General features: G+C 50.1%; 20 protein-coding genes and 6 pseudogenes. 12 read left to right on the top strand and 14 right to left on the bottom strand.

Annotated features, from left to right (window positions below):
- Window positions 1–2: 2 nt before the first annotated feature.
- Together xseA and BG74_RS15455 are read right to left on the bottom strand one after the other, a co-directional pair.
- Window positions 3–779, bottom strand: coding sequence for an exodeoxyribonuclease VII large subunit (xseA, locus tag BG74_RS15460; protein ID WP_244267069.1), 777 nt, complete (start codon window positions 777–779; stop codon window positions 3–5).
- 15 nt (window positions 780–794) lie between these two features.
- On the bottom strand, window positions 795–1,184 hold the full coding sequence (locus tag BG74_RS15455) for an exodeoxyribonuclease VII large subunit (protein ID WP_244267068.1): 390 nt from the start codon (window positions 1,182–1,184) through the stop codon (window positions 795–797).
- 142 nt (window positions 1,185–1,326) lie between these two features.
- Here BG74_RS15455 and guaB point away from each other — a divergent pair, with 142 nt between their 5' ends.
- The 5 genes from guaB (at window position 1,327) to BG74_RS15450 (ending at window position 6,142) form a co-directional block, all read left to right on the top strand.
- Complete coding sequence (gene guaB, locus BG74_RS00670) at window positions 1,327–2,796, top strand: IMP dehydrogenase (protein WP_066595793.1); 1,470 nt, start codon at window positions 1,327–1,329, stop codon at window positions 2,794–2,796.
- 113 nt (window positions 2,797–2,909) lie between these two features.
- Complete coding sequence (gene guaA / locus BG74_RS00665) at window positions 2,910–4,487, top strand: glutamine-hydrolyzing GMP synthase (RefSeq protein WP_066595819.1); 1,578 nt, start codon at window positions 2,910–2,912, stop codon at window positions 4,485–4,487.
- 432 nt (window positions 4,488–4,919) lie between these two features.
- On the top strand, window positions 4,920–5,099 hold the full coding sequence (locus BG74_RS00660) for a hypothetical protein (RefSeq protein ID WP_066595791.1): 180 nt from the start codon (window positions 4,920–4,922) through the stop codon (window positions 5,097–5,099).
- A 66-nt stretch (window positions 5,100–5,165) separates the two neighbouring features.
- Window positions 5,166–5,411: a hypothetical protein gene (locus tag BG74_RS00655; RefSeq protein ID WP_187202446.1), complete on the top strand. Its 246-nt coding sequence runs from the start codon at window positions 5,166–5,168 to the stop codon at window positions 5,409–5,411.
- Between the two features lie 593 nt (window positions 5,412–6,004).
- Window positions 6,005–6,142, top strand: coding sequence for a hypothetical protein (locus BG74_RS15450; protein WP_244267067.1), 138 nt, complete (start codon window positions 6,005–6,007; stop codon window positions 6,140–6,142).
- A gap of 41 nt (window positions 6,143–6,183) precedes the next feature.
- On the opposite strand, the gene BG74_RS14630 is transcribed toward BG74_RS15450, so the two are convergent.
- Complete coding sequence (locus BG74_RS14630; RefSeq protein WP_204376277.1) at window positions 6,184–6,447, bottom strand: type III PLP-dependent enzyme domain-containing protein; 264 nt, start codon at window positions 6,445–6,447, stop codon at window positions 6,184–6,186.
- A gap of 814 nt (window positions 6,448–7,261) precedes the next feature.
- Between BG74_RS14630 and BG74_RS12075 the strand changes: the two genes are divergently transcribed.
- Window positions 7,262–7,498, top strand: a complete 237-nt coding sequence (locus BG74_RS12075) for a LysR family transcriptional regulator (protein WP_187202445.1) — start codon at window positions 7,262–7,264, stop codon at window positions 7,496–7,498.
- Window positions 7,499–8,188: 690 nt separating this feature from the next.
- Window positions 8,189–9,140: pseudogene (locus tag BG74_RS09790) on the top strand (YeeE/YedE thiosulfate transporter family protein).
- 327 nt (window positions 9,141–9,467) lie between these two features.
- Here BG74_RS09790 and BG74_RS14625 read toward each other — a convergent pair.
- A complete protein-coding gene (locus tag BG74_RS14625; RefSeq protein WP_204376276.1) occupies window positions 9,468–9,623 on the bottom strand; it encodes a hypothetical protein in 156 nt (51 codons plus the stop codon).
- Window positions 9,624–10,454: 831 nt separating this feature from the next.
- Here BG74_RS14625 and BG74_RS12070 point away from each other — a divergent pair.
- Together BG74_RS12070 and BG74_RS19260 are read left to right on the top strand one after the other, a co-directional pair.
- Window positions 10,455–10,706, top strand: coding sequence for a hypothetical protein (locus BG74_RS12070; RefSeq protein ID WP_187202444.1), 252 nt, complete (start codon window positions 10,455–10,457; stop codon window positions 10,704–10,706).
- A 9-nt stretch (window positions 10,707–10,715) separates the two neighbouring features.
- Window positions 10,716–10,880: a helix-turn-helix transcriptional regulator gene (locus BG74_RS19260; RefSeq protein WP_187202443.1), complete on the top strand. Its 165-nt coding sequence runs from the start codon at window positions 10,716–10,718 to the stop codon at window positions 10,878–10,880.
- Window positions 10,881–11,664: 784 nt separating this feature from the next.
- On the opposite strand, the pseudogene yegS reads toward BG74_RS19260, so the two are convergent.
- The 4 genes and pseudogenes from yegS to mdtD all read right to left on the bottom strand — a co-directional run bounded on the left by yegS (window position 11,665) and on the right by mdtD (window position 15,409).
- Window positions 11,665–12,594: pseudogene (yegS, locus tag BG74_RS15445) on the bottom strand (lipid kinase YegS).
- A 463-nt stretch (window positions 12,595–13,057) separates the two neighbouring features.
- Window positions 13,058–13,402, bottom strand: a complete 345-nt coding sequence (locus tag BG74_RS12065) for a U32 family peptidase C-terminal domain-containing protein (RefSeq protein ID WP_244267066.1) — start codon at window positions 13,400–13,402, stop codon at window positions 13,058–13,060.
- 446 nt (window positions 13,403–13,848) lie between these two features.
- Window positions 13,849–14,043 (bottom strand): hypothetical protein, encoded by a 195-nt coding sequence (locus BG74_RS00610; protein WP_066595769.1) that lies wholly within the window; start codon window positions 14,041–14,043, stop codon window positions 13,849–13,851.
- Window positions 14,043–15,409, bottom strand: a pseudogene (gene mdtD / locus BG74_RS00605) (multidrug transporter subunit MdtD). The gene BG74_RS00610 and the pseudogene mdtD overlap by 1 nt, the downstream one beginning before the upstream one ends.
- Before the next feature lie 1,099 nt (window positions 15,410–16,508).
- On the opposite strand from mdtD, the gene BG74_RS12060 reads away from it, so the two are divergent.
- Both BG74_RS12060 and BG74_RS09775 read left to right on the top strand, forming a co-directional pair.
- On the top strand, window positions 16,509–16,682 hold the full coding sequence (locus BG74_RS12060; protein WP_187202442.1) for a hypothetical protein: 174 nt from the start codon (window positions 16,509–16,511) through the stop codon (window positions 16,680–16,682).
- Between the two features lie 448 nt (window positions 16,683–17,130).
- On the top strand, window positions 17,131–17,262 hold the full coding sequence (locus tag BG74_RS09775; protein WP_187202441.1) for a UreE family protein: 132 nt from the start codon (window positions 17,131–17,133) through the stop codon (window positions 17,260–17,262).
- Between the two features lie 957 nt (window positions 17,263–18,219).
- On the opposite strand, the gene BG74_RS00600 is transcribed toward BG74_RS09775, so the two are convergent.
- The 6 genes and pseudogenes from BG74_RS00600 to BG74_RS00575 form a co-directional block, all read right to left on the bottom strand.
- Entirely contained in the window at window positions 18,220–18,447 is a 228-nt protein-coding gene (locus BG74_RS00600; protein ID WP_244267064.1) for a hypothetical protein, read from the bottom strand.
- A gap of 198 nt (window positions 18,448–18,645) precedes the next feature.
- Window positions 18,646–18,804 (bottom strand): magnesium and cobalt transport protein CorA, encoded by a 159-nt coding sequence (locus BG74_RS12055; protein ID WP_187202439.1) that lies wholly within the window; start codon window positions 18,802–18,804, stop codon window positions 18,646–18,648.
- A gap of 346 nt (window positions 18,805–19,150) precedes the next feature.
- Window positions 19,151–19,315, bottom strand: a complete 165-nt coding sequence (locus tag BG74_RS09770) for a YfgG family protein (protein WP_073961009.1) — start codon at window positions 19,313–19,315, stop codon at window positions 19,151–19,153.
- Window positions 19,316–19,670: 355 nt separating this feature from the next.
- A pseudogene (locus BG74_RS12050) lies at window positions 19,671–20,677 on the bottom strand (Ppx/GppA phosphatase family protein); the annotation flags it as partial.
- Between the two features lie 26 nt (window positions 20,678–20,703).
- A pseudogene (ppk1, locus tag BG74_RS00580) lies at window positions 20,704–22,687 on the bottom strand (polyphosphate kinase 1).
- A 474-nt stretch (window positions 22,688–23,161) separates the two neighbouring features.
- Window positions 23,162–23,305 (bottom strand): annotated as a pseudogene (locus BG74_RS00575) (phosphoribosylformylglycinamidine cyclo-ligase); the annotation flags it as partial.
- 235 nt (window positions 23,306–23,540) lie between these two features.
- Between BG74_RS00575 and upp the strand changes: the two are divergent.
- On the top strand, window positions 23,541–23,986 hold a 446-nt coding region (gene upp, locus BG74_RS00570; RefSeq protein ID WP_244267085.1), incomplete at its 3' end, for a uracil phosphoribosyltransferase.

The raw sequence follows: 23,986 nt of genomic DNA, 5'->3' as shown, positions 1-23,986 counted from the left end.
CATTATCTTGCCGGCTTACGCGGGCGGCTTATGCTCTGGCTAAGTTGGTAACACAGTGCCTGTAATTGCTGCTGCGCATGATTGATGCGCGCCGTGGGCGCCTGCTGCTGCAGACGTTGCCGCAGATATTCGTGACGGCGCAGCGCTTGGCGTAGTTGTCCCTGTAGACTGCCGTCCAGGCGTCGGCGCAGAGCCATCAGCGCAGTTTGCTGGCGGGCGAGACGCAATTGAGGATGCTGCTGGTGCAGGCGGTGCTGAAGCCGGCCGTAGTGCTGTTGGCATTGCGCGAGGAAATAATCCATCGCTATTTCCAGCCGCTGCTGTTGAGACTGCAGTTGACGCAAGAGTTCTACCTGGTTCTGGCTTACAAGCTCGGCGGCCACCGACGGCGTTGGCGCGCGCAAATCGGCGACAAAATCGGCGATGGTAACATCGGTCTCATGGCCGATCGCACTAACCACCGGCAAGCGACTGGCGAAAATTGCCCGTGCTGCCCGCTCGTCGTTGAAGCTGGCTAGATCCTCCAGTGAACCTCCTCCACGACTCACGATCAGCACATCGCACTCTGATCGCCGATTCGCGGCTTCGATGGCGCGGACGATCTGCGCCGGCGCTTCCTGCCCATGTACTGCAGTGGGGTAAACCACCACCGGCAGTGACGGATCGCGGCGTTTCAATACTTGCAAAATATCATGCAGTGCCGCGCCGCTTGCGGATGTAATCACCCCTACGCAGCGGGCTGGGTTGGGCAACGGTTGCTTATAATGCTGGCTGAACATCCCCTCGTCGCTTAGTTATTGTTTAAGCTGCTCGAATTGCTGTTGTAGTAATCCGTCACCGACCGGCTGCATATTTTCGGTAATAAGATGATAGTCGCCACGCATATCATATAGTGTGAGGGTTGCGCGCACCAATACCTGCTGACCATTGCGCGGCGAAAACGTGTTGCGGCGGTTGGTATTGTGAAACATGGCGCAGCGCACGCACCTGCGCGCGGTCGTCCTTGAGGGTGAAGTACCAGTGACCCGACGCAGGCTGGGAAAATTGGATATTTCTCCCGTTAGCCAAACCTGACCCATTTCACCTTCCAACAGCTCTCTTACCGTTTTATTGAGATGACTGACGGTAAAAATTAGGGAAGATGGCTGGATAGATATGTGAGCAGGATCAAACTCTAATTGCAAAGGCTTAACCTAGCCATCCTACTCATTGCGAAACAGCAAGCAAGGATTTTTTGAAAATAGTGCTGGAGACAACCGATTACGTTCTGTATATTGCCATGGCAATATTTTATCTGTTTCACATCCGCCTTAGTGAGATATTGCTATGTTGCGTATTACTAAAGATGCTCTAACTTTCGACGACGTTCTTCTCCTTCCCGCTCACTCCACAGTGCTGCCCAACACGGCCGATCTCAGCACCCAATTGACTCAGAAAATACGCCTAAATATACCCATGTTGTCCGCAGCAATGGATACAGTAACTGAATCCAGCCTGGCTATCGCCCTGGCGCAGGAAGGCGGTATTGGCTTTATCCACAAAAACATGTCTATCGAACGCCAGGCGGAGGAAGTTAGCCGCGTTAAACGCTATGAGAGCGGCGTCGTTACCAATCCCCAGTGCGTCACGCCCAGTACTACTCTATCCGAGGTAAAAGAACTCATCGCGCGCAACGGTTTCGCCGGCTATCCAGTAGTAACGGAAGATAATGAACTGCTAGGGATCATTACCGGTCGTGATATTCGCTTCGTCACCGATCTTAGCCAGCCGGTTTCTGCCGTGATGACCCCGAAAGAACGCTTGGTGACGGTAAAAGAAGGCGAAGCCCGCGAAGTGGTGCTGGCCAAAATGCACGAAAAGCGCGTTGAAAAAGCGCTGGTGGTGGATGAGCAATTTCATCTGCTCGGCATGATCACAGTAAAAGATTTCCAAAAGGCCGAACGCAAACCCAATGCCTGTAAAGATGAACACGGCCGCTTGCGCGTCGGCGCGGCGGTAGGCGCCGGCGCAGGCTCCAGCAACGAAGAGCGCATCGATGCCCTGGTGAGCGCCGGCGTTGATGTTCTGCTTATCGATTCCTCTCACGGCCATTCCGAAGGCGTGCTACAGCGTATCCGCGATACGCGTGCCAAATATCCTGACCTGCAAATCATCGGTGGTAACGTTGCCACTGCCGCTGGGGCGCTCGCGATGGTCGAGGCAGGCGTCAGCGCAGTGAAAGTGGGCATCGGCCCGGGCTCCATTTGTACAACTCGCATCGTCACCGGTGTGGGTGTACCGCAGATCACAGCTATTTCTGATGCAGTTGAAGCTTTGGAAGGTACGGGGCTTCCGGTTATCGCCGACGGCGGTATCCGTTTTTCCGGCGATATCGCTAAAGCCATCGCCGCCGGCGCTGCCTGCGTCATGGTAGGGTCGCTGTTGGCAGGCACTGAGGAATCCCCTGGCGAAATCGAATTGTTCCAAGGCCGCTCTTTCAAATCCTACCGCGGCATGGGGTCGCTGGGAGCTATGCCAAAGGGATCGTTGGACCGGTATTTTCGGACCGACAACGCCGCCGATAAACTGGTGCCGGAAGGGATCGAAGGCCGCGTGGCGTATAAAGGTCTCCTGAAGGAAATCGTCCATCAACAAATGGGCGGGCTGCGTTCCTGTATGGGGTTAACCGGTTGTGCTACTATCGACGACCTTCGTACTAAAACGGAATTTGTCCGTATCAGCAGTGCTGGTATTCAGGAAAGCCACGTTCATGACGTTGTCATCACCAAAGAATCCCCGAACTACCGCATAGGTTAACGAATTTCCCCAGTGAGAGTCATGGCAGCTAGGTGGTCAGACGCCATTCTGCTAGGTACTTTCCCAGCCGGGCAATGATACCTTCTCTTGCTATTAAGCTCTCGGAATATACCATCATAGAAAATATCCATAAACACCGTATTCTGATTCTGGATTTCGGCTCGCAATATACCCAGCTAGTGGCCCGCCGGGTGCGTGAGCTTGGCGTCTATTGTGAACTTTGGGCATGGGATGTAACCGAAGCACAGATACGCGAATTCAATCCCAGCGGTATTATCCTTTCCGGCGGTCCGGAAAGCACCACTGAGCAGGACAGCCCGCGCGCTCCGGACTATGTGTTTCAGGCGGGCGTGCCGGTCCTAGGCGTCTGCTATGGTATGCAAACCATGGCGATGCAGCTCGGCGGTAAAGTCCAGGGCTCTTCCCAGCGCGAATTTGGCTATGCCCAAGTAGAAGTGTTGACCGACAGTTTACTGGTGCGCGACATCCAGGACGACATCAGCACCGGTGGCGCGCCGCTGCTGGATGTCTGGATGAGCCATGGCGACAAAGTCACCTCCATTCCGGCGGATTTTGTCACCGTCGCCAGCACCGAAACTTGCCCGTTCGCCATCATGGCTAACGAAGAAAAACGGTTTTACGGTGTTCAATTCCACCCCGAAGTTACCCATACCTGCCAGGGGCAGCGCATACTGGAACGCTTCGTGCTCAATATTTGCCGGTGCGACCCTCTGTGGACGCCGGCCAGAATTGTCGAAAATTCAGTTGCGCGCATTCGCGAGCAGGTCGGCGATGATCGGGTGATCCTCGGCTTATCCGGCGGCGTAGACTCATCAGTGACCGCGATGCTGCTGCATCTGGCGATCGGCGAGCGATTGACCTGTGTGTTCGTCGATAACGGCTTGTTGCGCCTCAACGAAGCCAGTCAGGTAATTGACATGTTTGGCGATCATTACGGCCTGAATATTATTCATGTGCCGGCGGAGGACCGGTTCCTCTCTGCGCTTGCCGGTATCGACGATCCGGAAACCAAACGGAAAACCATCGGCCGGGTGTTTGTAGAGGTGTTTGACGAACAGGCACTGAGCCTAACCGAGGTAAAATGGCTGGCGCAAGGCACTATTTACCCCGATATTATCGAATCCGCCGCTTCCGCCACTGGCAAGGCGCACGTCATCAAGTCGCACCATAATGTCGGCGGACTGCCGAAAGAGATGAAAATGGGCTTGGTAGAACCGCTGAAAGAATTATTTAAGGATGAAGTGCGTAAGATAGGTCTGGAGCTGGGCCTACCGTACGACATGCTTTATCGCCATCCATTCCCTGGCCCGGGTCTGGGCGTGCGGGTGCTGGGCGAGGTGAAAAAGGAGTATTGCGATCTACTGCGCCGCGCTGACACAATCTTTATTGAAGAGCTTCACAAGGCGGATCTGTACAATAAAGTTAGCCAGGCCTTCACGGTCTTTTTGCCCGTGCGTTCTGTCGGCGTGATGGGAGACGGCCGCAAGTACGACTGGGTGGTGTCGCTGCGCGCGGTGGAAACCATCGACTTTATGACCACCCATTGGGCACATCTGCCGTATGAATTCCTAGGGCGCGTTTCCAACCGCATCATCAATGAGATTGACGGCATTTCCCGCGTGGTGTATGATATCTCAGGTAAACCGCCATCGACGATAGAATGGGAGTGATTTGACGTCCTTTGAGGACTATCCGCCGACCATCGAAAAATCGTCTTAGTATACTTATTTATTAGGGTAATAAGTCAAGACATCTATCGGTTGCTGTCATCGGTTAGCAAAAAAGTTGACGGTGGCGCTGCTGGCAGTAAGATTCTTAAATTCTAAGATTCTTAGAATCTTAGAATTTAAGAATCGAGGACAGATTAAGATAAGACACTCTCCGTTTCACTATTGAGATTTTTACCTTCTTTAGCGGTAAAATCTTCTCAGGAAAGCATGTTTTACATGGCCTTCCGAGTGTCAGTCGGCTTTCCAGATCCCTGACGGTAAAAATCCGTCGAAAAAATGGAGGAAAAACCTCGATGCTGACCAACGTTGCACTGTGAAATATAAAGATTAACTATAATATTTATAAAGGATTATTAACAGGATAGGATGTGCATGACGGTATCGCCCAGTGAACGCATAAAGGGTAAGAAAAATGATTGTGTAGACGGCAAAAGCGAGATAAATTCCCAGGAAAAACCCCGTGTCGAAAAACAACGGCAGTTCAGCCAGACGCTTGGTCAGTCCAATGGTACCACCGGGGTTGATAACGGCGGAGTTGAAGCTAGTATATAGGTGCCTAGTGTAGATGAAAAAGATGCCGGAAAATACGCAGCAGATTCATCGAGCGGACCCAATAGCATGCCTAACAGAATAAACGCCACCACCGAATTGATGACGACGACAATGATGCACAGCACTGAGAATACAGCGCATACACTGAGGATGATTACCATGTCGCTGCTGCCTTTGAGCCGCGTTATGGCATTTAGCGTATTGCTCAGTGTGCCGGACTGTTCCAGCATAATTAACCGCGCTGCCGGTAAAGAGAATAAGGAAAATAATAGGCGAGGGCTTGACCATACCCTCGGCGATGAAGGTGAATAACGTTCCCGGGAATACGCCGCTGCACGCGGCAGCATGGGGATGCCCGGAACGGCAAATTTTATCCCCTTGCGCAAGACATGATCGAATTCACCAGGCGGAACGACCCAAGTCCCGCCGCGGTAATGAGTAGCATAATGAGCAACAGGATATAGGGGTTAAATGGTACCGGTCTTTCGGTGGCGCTTGCTACCGGTCGGTGCCTTGAGCGCTAGGTTTGCAGTGATATCGTTGCTGCATTATTGCCCTGCCCCTCACAAAGTGAACTAATCAAATATTGTTATAAACCTCAACCGCTGATTCTTAGGGTAGCCTTTCCCTTTGTCCGGCGGCGCTGCGCTAGCCAATCCTCAATTTCGCTGTGTTTGGTGCTTTCGCTGCGTTTATTACGTTGTCTGCGCGTAATGTTTTGTCTGTATTTGATGCTTCCGCAGCGCAACGTGCTGTCACCGTGCAGGTTGCCATCGCCTGCTTACCGCGGCGCGTTACTAGCCATGAAATCGTTCCCAGGGCGCGGTATTGCCCTATAGCATGCATTAATCGCATGCTGCGCGCTAGCGGTGGCGCAGGTGTGTTCGGGTAAAATACGCAGCTTTGTGTCTAGGGGGAATAAGGTGGTGATATCGACAGCAGGTTGGGAAGAGTGGGCGGCCAATGATGCCGTGCTCTTGATTGGCGCTGATAACCGTAAAGCCATCGAAGGTAGTACCGTCAGACGGCAGGGCTGTCCGTAACTGTAAACCCGCTGTTGGCTAGCGTTGCCGTGGTTTGCGGCTTAGGGCCATCCATCCAGCATCCACCATAACCCAGTCTTTTTCTTGCTGGTGGGCGAGATTACCGTGGTCAACACGCCCAAAGCGATATCGTCGAGTTGGCAAACGCCGACATTGTGCATCACCAAATCGAAAAAGGCGTAAACCCCGACGCGCACTTTACTTACCTCCGTCAGCTGTTGTACAGCGAACGCCGTGAGCGTGGATTCCACGCTGACCTGCTTGCAGGGAATACCAGCTTGACGCAACCTGGTGGCGGCAAGCATCGCTCTGGCTCTCTACTGTTCCGCCGGGGTGGCGAGTTTTTCCGGCGAGTTCAGTTCATGGCTGGATACGGCATGCGTTAACACGTCCTCGACGATGGCACCACTTTCTTGTAACTGCGCCGCTACAGTTAGTAACTAGCCTTCTACGGGATCAATATCGGCGCGATGACAATCGGTATCAATTTCAATCCAGACCTCGAAATGTCTATCATGAGCTCGGTCGAATTTGCTGGCCTGGCGCGGCCGAGTCGGCATTATCGACAATAATTTTCAGATCGCATCCCTGACGGCGGCAGCGCCAAGTACCCGCTGAAGTTTGCGGATAGGAAATACACATCGCGTACAGAATGTCGCGGATCCAGGCGTTGAAAAAAGACCTCGGCTTTTTTCAACACCAATACGGTGATGCTGTAAGCACCTGCCGTTGGTTGCAGTTTGACGATCTCAAGAAATTTTGGAGGTTTGACATGAGGCCGAAATTTCACCCCCAACTGGTTCATGCGCTATTGCATGACATATGCTGTATGTTTTTTTTGCAGCCGCTCGCGATATAATATTGCGCACGGGGTGTCGAGTTGATGGAGATGCATGAAGATATCCTTGATGAAAACGGTAAGACAATTATTTGATGCTAATCAATCTGGAATTCATTGATATTTAATTATGTTAATTCTATGATTTAGTTATACTGAACTTTGCTGATATACAATTTATGCTGTTGATCCAGGAAAATGCCAGCCTGCTAGCGACGGCGTATACATTCGGCATCATCGCCTCCACAGTTACCTAGCGACTATAGCAACTTGAACGAAAGTTGGGTATCCAACTGGCAGACCGCAGCTCGCGTCAGTTGCAGTTTACAGACGAGGGCGATCTGTTGTGCCAGTGCGGCGTCGGCATTATCGATGGTATCACAGGCCTGATGGAGACGCTGCATGCCAGGCATCAAGGTATGGTCGGATATCTCGCCATTAATAATACCTCTTCAGCTTCGTCCAGCGTTATGTGGCATCGGTGGTGTTCGCCTTTCGTCAGCGCTATCCCGACCTAGATATCAGTATGACGCTCTCAGGCCAGCCCTCTAGTCGACAGAAGATACCTAAGAGATTTAGTTATCTATATCAGAAAGTTGCTTTCATAGAACCTGATTACCATTATATCGCCCCTAATCGGCGCATTCTCTGCGTCTAGCCGGCGTTTATCGAACGCTATGGGTCTGCCGGCACATCGACAGGATCTGGCGACGCTGCCTACCATCGTGCTGCATGAAAATAATGAAGACATGATGTTGTAGCAGCTGCAATCGCGGCGCGCCATGGTCAACATCCATACACAATCGATACTAATTAAGTAGCGACGGTGAAGTGATCCGGCAATGGGCGGTGGAGGGGCTGAGGTCGTTATCATGCGTTCGGAAATAGTATGTGGCCTATTTCCCTAGCGGAGGGAAAATTGTTGCCGCTATTGCCTGACTGGCCGGATTGCCTGACGCCAATGTCGTGGCGCTTACCTATCAGGCCGCGGGGCTGCCACTAGAGCGGACGCGCACATTTATGAGCATTATGTAGGAATAATTCCAGCCGCAGGTTCCCTGGTGCCAGAGGCTGCAGGCGGCGCGGGTGAGTCTGCTGTGTCATCGCGGGTACGGGAAAATTTTTACTTTTAGTATGTTATTTGGATATTAGTAGGCTGTGGAAATGGGGAGAATTATTATATATAATAATATACAATAATTATTGTAATGAATATATTTTCCACTATGCTCATTTGCGGTGCGCTACTAGGTTTATTATGCAACGGAGGCGGATTCTGTCTAACTGGCAGTTTTCGCGATATATATTTAGCCAAAAATAACCCTATTTATTACGCCTTATTGATTGCTATCGCTGTTCAAAGCGTCGGCGTATATACCATTATTGCTATGGGTCAGTTCAATTACTATGCTGTTGCTTTTCCTTGGTTGGATATTATCATTGTCGGTTACGTCTTCTGTATCGGAATCATCATAGCCGGCGGCTGCGTGACCGATACCTGATACCACGCCGGCGGATTTCTGATAGGCAGCAGGAGATTGCCCTGGCGGCCTATATATTAAATAGCGCCGTAATGCGCTACCTGCATCTGGCTACCTTCAAATCAGCACATTGCGTCCTTCCATACTGCCCATAGCACGATGGCGAACACCTTTGGCCTGTCTCCATAGCTGCTCATCGCCCTATTGGTGATGGTGACCAACTTGGTTGGTACGTCTAGAAATTAAAATAACCGTTGCTGGCGGTACCGCCTTTTACTTGCATAACCTATCTGCTGTTCGAGAAACTCTGGCATCCCTTTGCCACTGCCGTGCTGATAGACCTTATCGCAACACTGGCCTGGCCGTTAAGTGTCGACTCCGGACGCCTCTTCGGCTTGGGCATTACTACTGTGCCGTGCTCCAATATTGTGCAGTATCTGGTAATAATGGATAACACATTCATCAATTGGGGTGTGTTCTTAGTGCTGAGCATTTTGATGGGGAGTTTGGCGCTACACCCGCCGGCGGGTTTTCCATCGGTAACGGCCTAGTGATGACCGCCATGCTGGCAGGGTTTGAGTCGCGCTGGCAATTATTATTCTGGGCGTCTCTGTACGGCATTATATATCTGTTCGTACGCCCGCGGTGCTGGGCAGCGTTGCGCGCTGCGGCAGCCTGATAAATGTAATAAGGAAACGTAATGATGAGGAAACTTGATATTATCAGCTAGGTTTTTCCTTTACCTCTTATCGAAGCACAGTCCACGATGGTGGCGGAACAGAGACATATCGTTACCGATTACCAGCAGGTGTGGTAGAGCCGTGAAGGGAGTATCACCCTTAAAAAAGCTTGAGGCCGCGCCCCCGTTTGCTCCAGGCTGGGAATTGCGCAAACGGCGAAAAGTAAAAGCCCGAGATGGCAGTGTAGGCATCCATCAAGGACGCGTGGATGCGGCGTTCCGACGTGGGAAGCCGGGAGGAATGGACCGGCAATACATCAGATAGTATTAACCGTTTTCTACCAGACCGGTAGTAATGATGCGCCAGACGTTGTGCAGATAGAAGTGTAGCGAGCGTTGATGAGCATAAGGAACTTCAGCGCCATCTCGCCACGGCATAAGGGATAACAGGAGTTCAGCAGGACGGTACCGACCTTTTACCACTGCTACTGTGGGATTAAAAAGATTTTATGCAAAAAAAACGGTCTTGCACAGATAGCAAGGCAAAGTCGGCGATATCCTATTGGATTTCCGCCACAAGGATCTTTTCCCCAAGCGTTACTGCGTAGAAATCTTCCAGCTGACAGTAGCTGTATCGTCCAGCCACTGTCAGCCCGGTTTGCGTGAGGCGAGAAACAGCGTGTGCAAAAAAATGGGTTCTCTTCCTGATAATTTTTGGCGGTGATTATTTTGCCGCTATTCCTGCTCATTGCATGTCCTGCTATCCGGGTAATAAAAGAAATGAGAAAAATTTAATTAAAATGAATATGAAATAATATTAATTAAATTAACAGCGAAGGAATTAATTGTTCGTCCCGATACTGTAACGGATAATTATAAACACCACTGTTAGTGGTTGCTTCCATTGTGGGATTCTTATACTATCCGACAGTCATAAAGTAGAATGAATGCAGCACCGGATTTCTATCATCTGTGCAGTTATTCCTTTCGTTCAAATAAATATAACAGATAGAGATAATAGGCGGACCAAGTGATAATAATTATATACTATTCATCAACCAGATGAAGAAAAATATTAAACTTTATCTTTCACATATATTTAATAATTCCGATGTTTTCACTTTTGACTATTTTATGATGAATAAGGACGAAGGACGCTCTGCCTATATGACATCCAATTACCGGGTAGTTTAGCTGAATCAATATCGTAATTACGGTTTTAAAAAATTCACCTGGTAATGCTGAGCCTGACGTAAGTTTACTCCTTTTAGCCAGCAAAATAATCCTAATTTGCCGAATATAAAATTTTATAAGATGTCTAGTGATTATGCCCTTGACAACAGCTATACCTTCACGCTGCATGATCCTGACAATAATCTAGCAACGCTAACGATAATCCAGATGAAACAATTTTATGATTTTTATGATATCATAGAGCGTGAAAAAGATAAATTTAAGATGTTGCTCATCACGACCCACGAAAAAGTTATCCGCTTTTTCGACGTGCGTAAGGAGCAGGCGACCGAGGAGACTGAACAAGAACTATATCGGCTGTTACTACGATAAAAAGAGGTATTGTTCTTTGCAAGAGTAGGTAAAACCTATAGTGAAATCTCCACTATACTATCTATCCGCGAGGGGACGGTTAAATTTCATATTCGCAATATTATCAATAAACTTTGTATATCGAACGCAAAACACGCTATAACGCGAACAATGGAACTGAAACTGCTAAGTTAGCCGTCCAGAAGATTTCCTTCTCAACCAAAAAATACTATTGAGAAAATAATATTTAATTCATTTTCTTTATTTAATATGTAAAAAATACTTTACTTTGGAGGATGTCGATTCCATTCCTTTAGTTCCCGCAACATTTGCGCACTTTGTTTCTCTCAGCGCTTGGATGTCATTAAAGGGCACAGATTATTAACCCCGTAGGGTAAACCTGAAAAATAAAAGGGTTAAATTAACCCGCTGTGCTGGCTAGAGGCCATCGCTGGCCGGCATTACCTCTGTTGGTCACGGCAGCGATAGCGGCGATGATTCCCTGCAATCGCTATCAGCCGCACGGGAGTTGGCCAAAGAAAGACTGTGGAGTGGTAGTAGCAGTGACCGGCGCGGTTGTATCGTCTATGCGCGGAGGATGTACAATAAGCTAAATTTACTATGCATTGTTCATCGGCGGCACCGATCCCAGCCTGGGCCAGCATCCAGTTTGAAAACCTTTTTAGCGCTCGGAATTTATGGCACTAAGGTAAGTTACTTCTCTGGTGTCGTAAAACACGCGCTGCGTACAGTAGGTTTATCCCATTGATGCGGATTTGAGGCATAATGCATCCTCAAGGGGGAAATGTAGCATATGGCTTAACTCAGGTTGTTATACAGATTCCTCACTAACCTGTCGAAACTGTGATTAATGTGCGAAATATCACACTCTGCGCGGTAGGTCGCCCCTTTGCCGCGGCGCTGATACTAGTCAGGAATACCTGGGCGCTTCAGCATTGAAACACTGGCCGCGCGACGCTCATGCCAGCAGGAGGGGACACTGTGGCGATAGCAGACAGGTTAGCGAGGCGGAGATGACGGTGATATGGAACTGGCGGCGGCGCAGCGGTTCCCCATCTAGATTAAAGGTAATCCATTCGGTGCATCAACCTGAAGCCAGGGCAGAGAGGGATGCCGATGGATTGTGGGTGATCATCACCGCTGGCCAAACTGTTAATAAGCGTCGGGAGCTACCCTTCCGACGCGATAATGCGCAACTGCAGTCAGCGGTCATTAATCAGCACACCAGGTTAAAGGCATGGCTGGCGGGCGGGAAGCAGCCATGCGATAGTTGCTGATACCGATTACCAGAGTATCACTCTGTCGGTGGAAATCCGGTCCGAGAATTTCGCAGCTGTCTCTTGATCATATCCATGCGCAGCATGGTCGTGGATGAAATAAGACGCGCCACCAAATGCCGACTTCAGTTTTTCCGGCGCTTCATCAGTGGTGATGTGCGTGCCTCCAGCCACCGGTTGCCACATCAATGAAGAACGGTCGTTATTGACGTGGGTAATATCGATGGGCGCCGGTTTGCTGGCTATTGCCAGCAGTAGCGCTTTATCCAGCTCCAGCGGGAGGGTGCAGGCGGTTGCAAAATCATTGGCGATGCCGAGCGGAAAAATGTCGAGGCACGGGCGCCGCCGTTATGCCGGCAGCAGTGTTAGGGCGAGGGCGCTGGCGGTTTCATTGATAGTGCCATTATAGCTACCGTCAACGCCGGTGGCTATGCCGAGCTCAAACGCTTCTGCTACATAGCGTTGCGCATCGCCCTATTCCCACATGATGCGAACGAATAGCGGTTAGCCTTGCGATAAAATTTGACATTCTGGCACAGCTTTTTATTGCCGGCACTTTTGCCATTAAGAATCAGGAGTAATGCCGGCTTTTTTAACACCTGTGCTTCCATTGAGGCTGTTTCCTTGCTGAAATCGGATGGTTGACCTTTTGCGGAGGCGCATTTATTAATCATAGATAATATCTTGGGTCACTGGAAAGTCGAGCACCAATGAAAGGAATTATCCTGATGGGCGTAGGGATGGCTAGAGATGATAGTCAGTATCGGAAAGGAAATGAAAAAGAGTGCCAGCTCAAAAGGAGGATAAGCTGGCAAAAGAGGTAGTCTTAGTGGGTAACTGGCCGTTGTTTTCTCCTTTTCAGCAAATGAATTATAACCCCTTTCCTGTCAATTGTATTGTGATCCAATTCTAATTACCGAATAAAAATCAGGCGATAGCGGCGTCTGTCCTGCCGTTTAGCTGACGAGTAGTAGTACCATCAATATTGCGCAACAGCAGTGCAAAGCGCACATTGACCTCCTGTGATAACGGCAGATAAATCGTAGGCCGTTACCCAACGCAACCTCAATAGCTTCATCTTGGGGTTGCGTTGGTCATGCTTTTCATGTTAAAGCGAATATTGCCCTGTGGTGTCATCAGTTCGATGCTGTCGCTGCAGGAGAACTTATTTTTCACCCATACTTCCGCCCAGTCGGCGCGGTTATCGCCGACAAATTGCTGCCGATAGGATATCGAGTAGTCATATTCATAGTTTTGTAGTTCCTTATAGGTATGGTGGTGCAGAAAGCCTTCGGTATAGCCGCAGTGGGCCAGCCATTTCAGGGTGGTGAGCAAGATAGGATCAAAAGGTCCGCCGCCGCCGACAATGCGCATCTTGCCGCCCTCATCAGTATAATGCAGGCTTGTTCTCCAGCACATTATAGAATAACTGTCTGAAACGTTCAGCGTCGCCTAATACCGTGACCGACGGCGGCAATTGCGCCGGCTGAGCGCAATGCTTGTTGGCTAGGGAACGGTCGGTGAAACCCTCTAGCGACTTTTCCTTTCCAGCAGCGGCACCAGATCTAGCCTAGTTATGCGGTAACTCAGCGCGCCGGAATCCGAGAGGGAGAGCTGATGAAGATCTGCCACCAGTTTCGTGAGCAGTGCCACCTCCCCAGCAGTGAGCTCAGCGATTCCGGCCCGGCATGCCTGGCACTATCTTACAGNGTCTCTAGTTCGCCGCGCAGCACCGACGGCGGTTAGCCAGCACAGAAATCTGCGCGCGGCAGCCATGAGGCGGTAAATCTCGGCTCTCTTCGACGCTCTATTCAAACGAGCGCAGCAGCTGATAATACCAGCCGCTGATTATTGTGCAGAAATTCTCAACTGACTTGCAAGGCGTACTGTTCCGCCAGAACGTTGCCAAGCAGGCTAATACGCTGGGTGTTGCTGCGTTTGATATAGTAGATAAACCTGTACTCGAAACTGACCCTCACGCCCTGCTGCATGTTGATGACCACTAGCATACAGATGGCAAACAGGGCGAAAAAAAGCTTGGCGATGATCCCGTAGCGCATCAGGATCCATCGCCGTTACGCTGTGCAAGCGTCGAGTTTTGTCCGCTATCCGCCAGCAAGCGAGAGAAAACCAGCGCCGGCAGCGCAATGACCAGAGCCATGCACAGATAGGTAGCGATAAATACGGCGTGCATGTCGGTGCTGCCATCCAGGGTATGGGCCGGTACAAACAGGCCAAACAGTATATCGGCAATGGTGACTCCGAGGCTAATCAACAGCTGCATAACCATTTATAACAGACTGTTGCTCCCACTGGCCAGCGTATCCGGCAGATCTTTCAAAGTCAGCGTATTCATTGAGGTAAAATGCATCGCATTCACCACCCCTTGCAGTAGCAGCACTACAGAAATCGCGTATAGCCAGCCCGCCAGGGCCGTCAGGGCGATCAGGGAAAAAGCAGATTAATCACCGCCTGTCCCAGCGTGGCGCCGGTCAATAAATGCCAATAACCGAAACAGTTGACGATCTGCACTATCAGCCGCTTTGTGTCATGCTGCCAATGACCATTGGTATCATCATTAGCCCAGCTTGAAGGGGCTAATGATGAGATCCAACTGCAAAAACAGCGGTATTATGATCGGCAGCATGCCGCTGCCGATCCGCCCGAATAAACTACCAGTCAGGCCAAGGGAAAAGATGGGGTATCAAACAGGCGCAACGTAAACAAGGTATTGGTATTACCCGCGCGCATGTAGGTAATAACACAGCAGTTCTAGCACACCTACCATTACCAGAGCGCAGCCACGTTAGCCAGACTGATATTCAGGCTCTTATGCCCGTCAAGCGCCAGCGTCAAGGTCGCCAATACCCAGTGCCAGCAGCAGGAAGCCGCCAAAATAGAAGCGCCTGGTTTGCATGGTGTAATTTGGCATCAGCCACTAGGTCACCATGGCGCCGATAATGCCCATCGGCAAATTGATGAGGAATATCCAGTGCCAACTAGCATACTCCACCAGAAATCCTCCCAGTGCCGATCCCACCAGCGGGCCAATCTGGCCTTGCAGGGTGATGAACGCAATCGCCGCCATAATACTGTGCCCTGAGGACGATTTTCAGCATCGTTAGCCGGCCAACCCGCACCATTATCGCACTGCCAACTCCTTGCATAACTCAGGATATGACTAGCTCTTACAGGCTTGTAGCGTGTGCGCACAGCAGCGAGCCTAGGGTTAACAGTACAATAGCGCTGAAAAACACTTTTTTAACCCCGGAGCGATCCGCCAGCCAGCCGCTGGCGGGCAGCATTGCCGCGACCATCAGCACATAGCCTGACGATGACGGAATGCATGCGCAGTGGATTTCATTGAGGCTGTATGCCATCGAGGGTAAGGGTGGTATTGACGATAGTGGTATCTAGTGTTTTCATAAAAAAGCCGAATGCCACGGTCTAAAGCTGCCAGCCAGTGCACCGTGGCGGATTGAGCGGGCAGTGTGTGTTCTGTGCGGGAACTAAATAAAAGCCTGAACATAAAAAGCAATTACCCACCCAGACTTGGGCGACGGAACGCCGGCGGTGCTGCTGCGCACAGCAAAAAATAGTCCTTGGCAGCCATAGGCGCCGTCCACCATGCTTGCAGCTATGCCGCCGTCCAGGTTTCGGCGTCAGTCTGATGCGTTGTCGAGAACGGGGCCGTTTTCGTGGTTCATGTTCACTGCACTGTAAAATGATATTAAATGTAGCCAATGGCGTTAGGGAAAAATGAAGGAAATAAGGAGATCTCTCATTTATCACCAAGTGCTGCGTTCATCCTCCCCGCGCTTGACCTGGCGAGTGCTCCCGCGGAGATCCAATACCTAGGCCGGTGGTGTGGATAGGGGTTTCCTTAATGGGTTTTTCGGCACTGCGCTTATACGCGGGTGGTAATATGTTGTTTCACGCCCTTCACTGATGCTACGATTGGCTATTATAAGGTAACGCCTGGGCCTAAGGCGAATAGGGCCAAACCTGTCATGCGGGCGCGTCTCATGATCACGCTAAACAGGGCGGTGATTACCGTTCATCGGGCGAAAGCGGTTTTGCCTGGCGGATCGGATCCCGGTTGGTGTTAACGCTAAATTAAGGAGATTGCTATAGAGTAAAGAACGCTTGGCCGTTCAAGTCTAAAGGTTCCTAAACTGGCCTTCGGCGGTAATGTTTTGGCTGGACCGTCGATCGGTATATATCGTTCAGTATTCTAGATGCGCTTTTGGACAACGGACTAAATTTCATCGATACCTCCGATGTATACTCCCACTGGATGGTTGGCAACTAGGCCAATGAGTCGGAAACCCCTTATCGGCGATTGGTTAAAAAAAGAGCGGCAACCACGATCAGATAGTCCAGGTCACCAAAGTGAGAATGCCGATGGGTGTGGGTAAAAATGGTTATTGGCAGCTTATATTCTAGTTATACAGTGAACGATTCGCTACGACGGCTGCAAAAAGAATATATTACTCTTTACTAAGCACCTACCGATGATGCTTCGATGCTACTCGAGGAAACGTTAAGACCTTTCGATGCGTTAATTAAAGAGGGGAAGGTGCGGGTTATTATCGCCTCCAACTGTAGCAGCGGAGTGCGTCTGGCTGAGGCGTTGTGCATCAGAGAACAAAATGGTTTAGCTCGCTATGAATGCCTACAGCTAGAATTCAACCTCTAAGATCAGCGTTCTTTTAAGCAGGATCTACAACCGATTGTAATCGGTCTATGGCGTCGGGTTATTAACCATTATGTGCTTGCCAGCAGCTCCTTAAAGCGGAAAAATACCGCGCGAAAGAGGACGCTAGCAAAGATAGCGCTGGCCTGGCAGATGAAACATCTCTCCATTATCGAGCTGTGCCAGCGACGTTACGCTGGCGCAGCTCATGGAACTTGCGGAGGCGACCAGGGTTAACTCTGAGCGACGAGGAATATCGCACCCTGGATGAGGCCGGCGCTGGCTAAAACATCTTCACTGCAAGGTCGGCGGCGAAGTGCTCGCGTCTATGTTTGAGTAAATGAAGGCTTTTCCACTCTAATCAGCGTCAGAAGAAATTCCGCCGGCGACAAATGTTCTGAAATACTGGGCATATAACTGCCATCGCCAATTCCTTGATAACAGTCGGTGATTGCTATATCTGCTAGCGCGCGTTTGCTATCATCTCAGCAACCGCAATGTGCTGCTGCAAATCGCTTACGGCTGGACGCGCTACCAGCACGATCATGTACTGGATAACATAGTGCCTTGGATGCCGAGATGAGCGTTGAGCAGGCATCCTTCGAACCAGTAAAATCTGACGCCTATAAAGCGCACCGCACGGCCAAATAGGTATGTACACGGGGAGCACATGTACACACCGTCACCACTGAATTTGACAACCCAGCGCGCTGCTGCGCCTAATGCAGTTGATAAGCCCCAGCTTGCCGATAGGGGATTTACCTATTCTCAAGGGCTGGAGTGGGCGGTGGAGTGCAGCTAGGTCAATTCCTCTGCGGCATTCACCCGCTGGTAGCAACAGCTCATCGACGATCAGCTCAGTTGCCCCTAGACTGACCACTACTAAAACGTTTTTATCTATGCGCGTAAGAACAAGACGATGCCAGCTTCGCCCGGTGGTGGCGATGATGGTATCGTGTTGAGAAACCCGCGAGCTGCGGTTGATGGCGTAGCGGTCGTCTCTGCCGCTGACGGCGGATAGCTTGCCGACACTGTAACAAAGTTGGCTGGCGGCGCTCGCATGGTTGAAGTGTCAGTGGAGAATACCGCCAAAGCCGCTGTCGATCGGCTTTGGCTACAGCACGTTAGAAGTGGAGGTAATGGCAGGCCTGCCTGAAACTGGTGCCTTTTCGGTCAGCAAACGCCGCAGGGATTGCTAGCAGCGTTGGGCCGCCACGCTGTCGGCGGCCTGGCAACGCGCTGCGTCCCTGGAAAACGATGCGCTGGGCAGCCGTTTTCCGCTGCATGCTATCGCTTCCACTTGCTATGAAACGCAATATTCACGTTGCTATGAAATGCAATATTCACGTCTATTCCGTTTTGACCTTCTGCGCTGCCCATTGGGTACTGGCACGATGCATGAACGGTATGTTAACTCAATTGCAGGGAGTTACGATGACACACTATAAACAACCACTGCGCAGCACCGACGGCGGATCTCGGCCAGCTCGGGTAAAACCACATTATTGGAAGCCTTGTGTAAGGGGATGCGCGATCGCTACTAGCTAGTAGTTAGTGGTGGTGACCAACGATATTTATACCAAATAAGCAGCATCGCCAGCATATCACACCGCAGAAGAACGGCTTCGCCGAACAGCCAGGCGACGATTCCCATATGATACCGACCCAAAACAGACCATTGATTGACAGCCACGCCTAGTTCGCTCAGAATGAGAAAGTCGGTATTGTGTTTTCCAACTGATACAGCGCCGTCGCACATCGCACGCACGATAATGGTAATCGTCTGATTACCGGTGTTTGCCCGCCGATACTGGAAATGCTGGGCATCGGCGCCAGCAGCGGAATTAACTGGGCAATGGTGCCGTCGCACAGGTCAATGACACGCGAGGCGATGAATACTATGCAGAGGTTCACCAAACCCGCAGCCGACCGGACACCATGGCAGGTAGAGGGCAAGATAGACGTGCTAGTTGACGTCTGGAGGGCTGATAGCCCGCAGAACATCGCGGTTTGACATCTCAGCGATAAAGCTTCCCCAAACATTCTCCGAGGCTTCCACCAAAGTTTTGCCACGCTTATTGTTGTCCACCAGCCGCCAAAGCACTATGCCCTCGTCGTGGGGCATGGCTTTCCAGTAGATTCGCCAGATCCGCGGCGTGCAATTGGTTTACAATCGCTACCAGTTCAGTAGTTTTATCCAACAGATGAGGTTATCGCCGACTGGCTCCCGTGTGGGACGATTGAGGATACTGTCGACAAGCGGACGGTTTGCCAGTAAAACGCTTAAAGGTCTGGCGCCGTAGTTCTTTTAGTTATGGGTCGTATTTTACGGCTGGTATAATTTCCCTGTTCTCCAGGCTACTGGGACGATAAAGAAGTGAGGATATTACTCGGTGAAGATAGCGTAATTTTGAGTAAAAAGATAGCGCAATTTTGTCAAAAAAAGTAGATTTTTCGCGATTTGCCAGATATTAGGCATTCAGGGTATAGGGTCTCTCAGGCGGCGGCGTGGGCTTAATGGTCTGTTCCGCCGGATCGATGCGTTTATTTTGATGATGATGCCAGGCGCTCACCGTGGTATAGAGCAGGCGACCTAAGAGAATAATAAAACTGATAAGCAATATCCAGCGAGTCATTGCGCCCGGTAGTGGGTCGTCTTCGCATGCGAAATGCCGATTTCACAGAGTTAGCCTCTCACGGGCGGAGGCAGAAACAGGTTAAGGGCTGATTGTAGAGCATAAGCCAGCGCTGTTTCAAGGACAGCGTACAGTGGCGAAGTATACGCTACGGTCGGTCATTGCCAAAGGCGCACTGGCGGGCCGACGCACAAAATGGAGTCTTGGCCAGGATGGGAACAGGAACGCCTAAGCGCACTACCAAAGTGCTATTGCTAGCCCGTTACCCACAGAATTCCCAGCTCACGACGGCGTTACCGCGTCAGCGACAGCGTCGGCATTCTCAACACTGATAAAGCGCGTCGGTGGTTTCCTATACCCGCCGAGCCTGATCGGTATCGATATTGTAATACTCCACCAGGCTTTTAGCGGTGCACATGCAAATATCCTGATGACGAAACCGGCCTTCCATTTCATATAGCACCTCCTCGCGCAGGGCGCAGTCAGACAGTTTGAGTTCCTAGATAACTAGGGCATATATGACGCCGCACATAATGGCCAACTCCGGGATAAAAACCGCTTTACGCTCATCGGATAAACCCAGCAAGCTGAGCGCGGAGAAATGTATGAACTGTAGGACCTGTTCACACAGCGTTTCCAGCCGCTCAGGATTGATAAGGCTATCTTTGGCGGCCATCTCGGCTAACACACTTCGCAGGCTGCCTTAAAGATGCCAGAGGCGCTAAGCGCCACCTGCCAACCCAAAGCGATATATTGCCAGGCCAGTGTCTCGATTTTTTGCGCCGACGCTCTCAGTCGTGCATGGTAGAAATTGGCCGGATTTAATCTCCCCGTTGGGGGAAAATAGGTGGCCAATACTGATGCAGCCCATGCGGCGGAGGATTTCCGCCAGCAGCAGCTCGAAATTTTCGCTGATGATCCAGTTCGGTTGAGCGGCCACCGATATCAATCACTAGCTTGCCGCCTTTTCCCGCCTAGGTATGCTCGACGCCCATAAAATCAGCTATGCCTCTTCTTCATGGCTTGAAATGATCTCGATCGGGTAGGAGATCATCTCTGCCGCCCAATCAAGAAACGCCTGCACATTGACTACCTCGCGTAAAGCATGGGTGCCGATAATCATCACCCGCAGCGGCGAAAAGCTTTGCAGGCATTCGGCGAACAGGGCCAGCTGCCCTAGGCCGCGTTCCATCGCCTCTTCGCTCAGGCGGTGATCGTCGTCCAGGCCGTCGGCCAAATGCACTTCTTTTTCAGATGGCTAAGTACCTGCATTACACCGTTGACTACGCGCGCCGCCGCCATATGAAAACTGTTGGAGCCAAGATCGATGGCAGCGAATTCTTCCGGACTGGGTAAGGGCATAAATTAGTCCTGATCTCCGGCATTTTCTAGTTGTTTGATATATAGTCATAAATGGCCATTTGCGCACGCACTGTGTGGCAGTTGCCGCGTGGAACATAGTAGTTTTTCAGATCGGCATCGATATATCGGGCTTTAACGGCATCGCTGAAAAAAGCGCTAAAATATCCAGTCCAGCAGTTGCTGTTTCAATCGCGGATCCAGAAGCGCTACATCCACTTCAATGCGGTAATTAATATTACGGGTCATTCAGTCGGCGGAAGAGAGAAATACCTTTTTATCACCACCATTCTTGAATACATAGACCCGATCGTGTTCCAAGAGACAATCCAAGATACTCGTTACCTGGATGTTATTGCTAATGCCCAGAAAATCCGGGATATAGAGAACACATCCCCGCACTAGAATGCGGATGTTTACCCCTACGCCGGAAGCGGCATAGAGACGATCGATCAACCCCTAATCGACTAGATTGTTTACCTTAAGGGTAATTCTAGCCGCTTCCACCCGCTTGCGCATTCGCGATCTCCTGATCGATCATTTGATACAGTATATGGCGTGAATTTTGCGGCGACACTATCAAATAGTCGAATTTAACCGGGTGGTAAGGGTTCTCAATAAAATTGAACACGTGCCGCACTTCATTGGGTGATGCACGCATCAGACGTCAGCAAGGAATAGTCGCTAGCTATATTAAGAGAAGCCGCTGTTTTCTCATTGAAATTGCCTAAGAAACAGCTTGGCGTGTATTTTTAGCACTGGCGCCGAGAAAATGATATGCAACCCATTCTAGGTAAGCTGCATGTCCCAGCGTATGTTCGCTTCTTCGTCGAAGCGTGCCTGTGGTTCTTCATGCCACCACGGTCACTTTTTTATCGTTATGGGCGGCGTGGATTATCGCGTCGATAATATGCGAGTCCTTAGTCCTTAGCGACCCAATAAATATCGATTTTAACCGATAGCACATTGGGATCGAACGACGCCTGGCGCAGCAGTTCCAGTATGTGGCTGAAGGTGTGGTAGGGGGAGATAGAGCAGGATATCATGGTGGCGAACGGAGTCGAACGCGTTGCGGAATTTATCGAACCAAACGTAGCGAAAACACGGCAGCGGCCGGTTTGACTAGATTGGCTTTACCGACGTTGGGGAATCTGATGAAGTCCTTGAAATTGTGATAATGGCCGTCCGGGATTGACCGAATTGTAGGAGGAGATGCCAAGTTTGGACTTAAATAGCTCCACTATGGAGTTTGGTATATCCCGCTGATAAACAAAAAGGACCGGCTCCGCGGTCAGTCGTTGTTTCAGGTTGAAAGACATCAATTATAGCAGGCTCGATTCCAATTCGGTGACCGAATCATATTCGGCATCGCGCGTCATTTTCATCAAATATGTGTTGAGCATATCGTAATAGAAGAAACCGATAAAATATCATCCATACAATAACGAGAATATTGTCCAACAGAATCATCGGCCGGCGCGCTGGCGGGGATTCTGCCGGCAGATTGATAAAGTATGGCACCTTATCAGAGGATATTTCAAGCAGGGCGTATCTCAACTTCTGCCCATAAATAATCTCTGTCGACAAATAGGTGTAATCATCTTTCAGAAACCACACTAAATTAGTATCATGCTGGATGAGAATGGGCGTTATATGCTGGCGCAACTGTTGTTTAAAGTATTGCCACAACCAGTCTTGCTGGCGAGGGGAGTAGCGTTCGTTGATGAGGAAGATCTGACCGCGTGCCATCTCCAGCAGCAGATTTTTGTAAAGGTTGGCAAATTCCTGCTCGACGTTAAGCCACCTTAGTCTAGATGAGATTGAGCAAATGGCGTGAGGTGCCCCTGGTGGGCCCCCTGTTCTTCACTTATCAGAATACGCTGTTTCAGTTCCGCGAAACAGACTTTGTAAAACTCATCCAGATTATTAGAATAAATGATCACAAATTGCATATGTTCTATTAACGGATTGCTTTTATCGGCGGCTTCCTGCAACCCGTTCATCGAAAGACAGCTAGCTTAATTCTTTCTATATATAGAGTTTTATAACCTATTTCTACTCCATTTATATGTTTATGAAGGGAAAATTCTGCGTTAATCTATTAACCTCTCTCTAGGGGTAAAGTCCAACATTACCCATAAATCCCGCCGAAGATTATTATCTTATTTTCTTACAGGCAATATAGGCTTTTCCCATTGTTTGGACCGCCCTTCTAGGTCGCTGGCTAACCGAGGTCTATGAGCCCAAAAAGAATTTCTCACATCCTCACTACGGTGTCGCCGTCGTGTTATCGATCGACAGACGCGCATTTTAGTGAGCGTCGGCGGTTTTCTGGTACTCTTAAGCCTTATCACTGAATTGCTGATTTTTTGTTATCTGCTGTAGGTGGTGCTACCGTTATTCTGCGTGCCGGCCGTCCTTGTCAAGGATCTGTCCACCTGCCTATTCTGTGCTAGTGGTGGATGCCGAGCCACCATTACCGTTAGCTGCGCCGAAGCCAACCATCCCACCCATGACTTCCGGGTGTTTAGTCTGTTTCATAACACCTTTGATACGGTCTACCAATGCGTCGCCGGCATCGGTGGTATCCATACCTGCGTCTTTGTAACTGATGTAGGTTTTGTCGGTCACTGTAAGATCATCTCCACGGAGATAACCTGTTACTTGAAATGGAGCACTGCCAATTCTAACAGAATGAGCAATCATTTGTGAGAGCTGTTGCATTCGCGTCAACGTTTTTATTGGCTATAGTAAATTCCATACAAGCCCTGATCCTGATCAGGCAAATACGTATAGTGCAGCGGGAAAAAGGGGTTATAATCTCGCGATTTTTTTTGGCCGTTCAGTATCTTATTGGAGAGATAACATGAAGATCGTTGAGGTTAAACACCCGCTGGTAAAACACAAGCTGGGGTTGATGCGTGCTCACGATATCAGTACCAAACGCTTTCGCGAATTGGCGTCGGAGGTGGGTAGTCTGTTGACCTATGTTGCCACCGCTGATATGGAAACAGAAATGGTAACTATAGAAGGCTGGTGCGGACCGGTTGGAATTGATCAAATAAAAGGAAAGAAAATCACTGTCGTACCTATCCTCCGCGCCGGCCTTGGCATGATGGATGGCGTACTGGAAAATCTCCCCAGCGCGCGTATCAGCGTGGTCGGCGTCTACCGTGATAAAAATACGCTGACACCTGTGCCTTATTTCCATAAACTAGTATCGAGTATCGACGAACGCATGGCATTGGTGGTGGATCCGATGCTGGCAACCGGCGGTTCGATGATAGCCACCATCGATCTCTTGAAGAAGGC

Origin of the sequence: Sodalis-like endosymbiont of Proechinophthirus fluctus (assembly GCF_001602625.1) — a bacterium.
Classification (GTDB): Bacteria; Pseudomonadota; Gammaproteobacteria; order Enterobacterales; family Enterobacteriaceae.
The sequence above is the reverse complement of the archived record's forward strand: the minus strand, read 5'-3'. Positions and strand labels throughout refer to the sequence as shown.

Bases quoted from the DNA above. Each gene is read 5' to 3' on its own strand.
- xseA (WP_244267069.1), bottom strand. From the start codon at position 779: ATGTTCAGCCAGCATTATAAGCAACCGTTGCCCAACCCAGCCCGCTGC.
- guaB (WP_066595793.1), top strand. From the start codon at position 1,327: ATGTTGCGTATTACTAAAGATGCTCTAACTTTCGACGACGTTCTTCTC.
- BG74_RS00660 (WP_066595791.1), top strand. From the start codon at position 4,920: ATGACGGTATCGCCCAGTGAACGCATAAAGGGTAAGAAAAATGATTGT.
- BG74_RS00655 (WP_187202446.1), top strand. From the start codon at position 5,166: ATGCCTAACAGAATAAACGCCACCACCGAATTGATGACGACGACAATG.
- BG74_RS14630 (WP_204376277.1), bottom strand. From the start codon at position 6,447: ATGCTTGCCGCCACCAGGTTGCGTCAAGCTGGTATTCCCTGCAAGCAG.
- BG74_RS12070 (WP_187202444.1), top strand. From the start codon at position 10,455: ATGTCTAGTGATTATGCCCTTGACAACAGCTATACCTTCACGCTGCAT.
- BG74_RS12065 (WP_244267066.1), bottom strand. From the start codon at position 13,402: ATGTGCTGGAGAACAAGCCTGCATTATACTGATGAGGGCGGCAAGATG.
- BG74_RS00610 (WP_066595769.1), bottom strand. From the start codon at position 14,043: ATGCGCTACGGGATCATCGCCAAGCTTTTTTTCGCCCTGTTTGCCATC.
- BG74_RS12060 (WP_187202442.1), top strand. From the start codon at position 16,509: ATGCTACTCGAGGAAACGTTAAGACCTTTCGATGCGTTAATTAAAGAG.
- BG74_RS12055 (WP_187202439.1), bottom strand. From the start codon at position 18,804: ATGCCCCACGACGAGGGCATAGTGCTTTGGCGGCTGGTGGACAACAAT.
- BG74_RS09770 (WP_073961009.1), bottom strand. From the start codon at position 19,315: ATGACTCGCTGGATATTGCTTATCAGTTTTATTATTCTCTTAGGTCGC.